At 53.1% G+C, this 3,412-nt stretch carries 2 protein-coding genes; both read left to right on the top strand.

Annotated features, from left to right (window positions below):
• On the top strand, positions 1–2,507 hold a 2,507-nt coding region (locus tag ONB24_13150), incomplete at its 5' end, for a T9SS type A sorting domain-containing protein (GenBank protein ID MDZ7317061.1).
• 12 nt (positions 2,508–2,519) lie between these two features.
• Positions 2,520–3,242, top strand: coding sequence for a hypothetical protein (locus tag ONB24_13145; GenBank protein MDZ7317060.1), 723 nt, complete (start codon positions 2,520–2,522; stop codon positions 3,240–3,242).
• Positions 3,243–3,412 lie beyond the last annotated feature (170 nt).

The raw sequence follows: 3,412 nt of genomic DNA, 5'->3' as shown, positions 1-3,412 counted from the left end.
CAGGAGATGATGACGGCAGCGGCCTGTCGGGCGAATACGATTTGCGCATGTCCATTAATCATGGGCCCTGGTTCGATGTTTTAACGCGCGCCAAGACATTTTCCTATGTTTATGTGGGCGCCCACGGCAATAGTTTTTCCTTTGAAGCTGCAGCTTGGGACCGAGTCGGCAACCGCGAGCCGTTTACAGGAATCGCAGAGACCGAGACGGTTGTCGACACTACCTTCGAAGACCGAACGGCACCGCCGCCGCCGATCGGGCTGAACGTCGCCGGAGCCAATCCCAGCAAATGGCAAAACTCGCCCGATTTTACGGTTGAATGGCGGCAGCCGGCTGATCCCAGCGGCATCGCCATGGCTTATTGGAAATTGGGTTCGCCGCCTGTGCACGAGCGCGACATTACCGATAGTCTCGCCGTAGAAGAGGAGACCGGCAAAATTATCGTACACCTGCCGAGCGAAGGAGTGTATCCCCTCTATGTCTGGCTGAAAGACGGCAGAGGAAATGCCAATCGTGCCTCAGCCGCCTCCATTTTGTTGCGTTACGATGCAACGCTGCCCATATTGGGTACGCCGCAGCTGCTGATTCAGTCGCAGTTACCGAATTATGTCAATCCGAAAAAGACGCCGATCGTACCGATACGTATCGGTTTTCGAGAGTTGCACCCCGATTCGCTGTTGTTTTGGAGTGAAAGCTTGGGCACCAATCGAATATCTCTCGGAAGCGCGATCATCGATACCGTGCAGTTCAATATCTCGTTGGCTGAAGCATCGGACGGACTTCATCGGCTCTTTATCGCGCTAAAGGACAGCGCCGGAAACTGGAGCGGAAAAGATTCGTTAACCTTCCATCTCGACAGTCGTCCGCCCGTAATCAATCTCATGGCCGCCGATACATTGACGGAAGAATCGCGCCAACTCACGCTGCGCGCTGTTGTTTCGGACAACGACACCCTGACGGTCGTTAAGCTCTTGTATCGTCGCGGCGGTCAGCGGCGTTTTGTCGAAAAACAGATGAAAAAAGTTTCCGGAGCCTTGTATGAGGGCGAGATCCCTGGCTCCGAAGTGACCGTGCGCGGTGTGGAATGGGCTATATCGGCAATCGACGGCGTGAACGAAAGTCGTTATCCTACAGAAGCCCCTGCGGCAGGAGTAAGGGTAAGGGTGACCGGAGGCAATCAGCAGGGTCTAACGATGCCTTGGCCGTTGCCTTCAGGCAGCGAGCAGGACGCTTATCGTATGATTTCTCTGCCGCTGGAGCCGGACAAATCTTCGCCGAAAGATATATTTGAGGACGACTTTGGCCCCTACGATCCGCACGTCTGGAGGCTTTTTCAGTGGGAACCTTTGGAAGCGATTTACCTTGAGTATCCGCAGATTTCAGCCGTTCGTCCGGGCGCCGCGTATTGGTTGATCACTGCAAAAGAAGGTGTAACGCTCGACAGCGGACCGGGTACTTCGGTCAATACCGTCACTCCCTTTGTGGTTGTTTTGAAAAAAGGGTGGAACGACATCGCTTCGCCTTTCGCCTTTCCGGTTGATTGGCGGGATGTCCGCTGGGCAAGCGCCGTCGATACGCAAAAAGTCCAAGGTCCACATGCGTATATCGGACGTTGGCAATATCCTTTCGAAAACACCGTCATGCAGCCGTGGCAGGGTTATGCCGTTTACTCCGAGGCGGAAGACTTTACCATTACCATCCCTGCGCTCGAGGCTCAACCCGCATTGGCAAAAAAGAATCCTTTCGAACGGCCGAACATCGAATGGTCCATGCAAATCATCGCAAAGATGAACAAGGCCGAAGACAGCGCCAACTATCTCGGCTTTGCCAAGGATGCAACAGAAAAATGGGATTACGGCTTGGACTATGTCGAGGCGCCGGCGATCGGTTCTTATATACAGCTTTATTTTCCGCACAGCGATTGGCAATTAGCTGCCGATCAATATACGACCGACTTTCGGCCTGTCGGTCAAGGTGCTGTTTGGCATATTGAAGCAGCCGCGCAAACCGCCGGCGAGGCGGTGCTGATTTTTCGCTTTTTCGGACCGCTCAAGAATTCTCTTTCGCTCATGCTGGCGGATGTGGAAGCCGGCACGAGCATCGATCTGCGCGCCGATTCGCTCTATATCTTTCGTTTCACCGACAATCAACAGATTCGACGCTTTTCGCTTTTTGCCGGAAACGAAAAATTTATCAAAGAACATCAGGATGAACTGCCGCAGGTCGCAGATACTTACAGCATGCTGCAAAATCACCCGAATCCTTTCAATCACTCGACGATCATCTCGTTTCGAATTGACAAAGCTGCGGAGATTAATTTGGCGGTCTATAATCTGTTGGCACAAAAGGTCAAACAGATTTATCAAGGCCCAATTCAAGGAGGCTTTTATCAATTTAGTTGGGATGCCCGCGACGATGCGGGAAGGGAGGTTGGTACCGGCATCTATATTCTTCGGTTGGAAACACCGGATTTCGCTTCAACACGCAAATTGGTCTATATCCGCTGAAGGAGATGATACATGAGAATCTCTATAAAGACTCTCCTTCTGGTTTTTCTTTTGAGCTCTTCTTTTACCGTTGCGCAATCCATCCGCAATCCGAAGGTTTTGGACGGCGTTAAGGCGTTCTATTTGGCGGATTTTTCCGGCGCACGCACGATTCTGCAGGATGCTTTGCTCAACAGCAGGCTCGGCAACGATGATCAATTCGCAGCGCTCGTTTACATCGCCTTTTCCCTATTGCGTGAGGAAATCGAAGTAGAAACCGCCAAAATGTACCTCAAGCGTGCCGTCGAGACGGCGCCTGATATTCAACTGGATACCGGCAGAATTCCGCCTGATCTTTACAACACTTACAGCGATATCCGTATGCAGATGATCGGTTCTTTAGCTGTCACCACCGATCCGCCCGATGCTTCTGCCGTTTTGGTCGACCCGGTGCGTAACCGCGCTAAAAGCCTGCGCACGCCGGGAGTGTTTGAAAATCTACTCGAAGGGGATTACAATCTTTTCATCAAACGTCATGGGTCAAGCAGTTTTTCCACGGTAGTCCGTTTGGCTGCCGGTGAGCATCAATCTCTTGAAGTGGCCCTAAAGGAAAAAAAGCTGACTTTTGTACAAAAGTATTGGCCGTACGGCGCCGGCGTCATCGCCGCCGGAGCAATCCTTGCGGCCATTCTCGGCGGCGGGGAACCGCCTTCTCAGGCTGCGGAGCTGCCGATGCCGCCTGCGCATCCTCAATGAGCGATGAGGAACAACGGCGCCATGCTGGAATATGAAGAAAGACTCTGGGCTGAGGGCTGCAGGGTCGTCGTCGGCGTCGATGAGGCGGGAAGAGGGCCGCTTGCCGGTCCGGTGGTGGCCGCGGCCGTCGGATTTGCCGTCGGACAAAAAGATACTTACGGCATACGTGA

It is taken from the genome of candidate division KSB1 bacterium, assembly GCA_034505495.1.
Lineage (GTDB): Bacteria > Zhuqueibacterota > Zhuqueibacteria > Residuimicrobiales > Krinioviventaceae > Fontimicrobium_A.
The sequence above is the reverse complement of the archived record's forward strand: the minus strand, read 5'-3'. Positions and strand labels throughout refer to the sequence as shown.

Coding starts and splice junctions, on each gene's coding strand:
- ONB24_13145 (MDZ7317060.1), top strand. CDS start 2,520: ATGAGAATCTCTATAAAGACTCTCCTTCTGGTTTTTCTTTTGAGCTCT.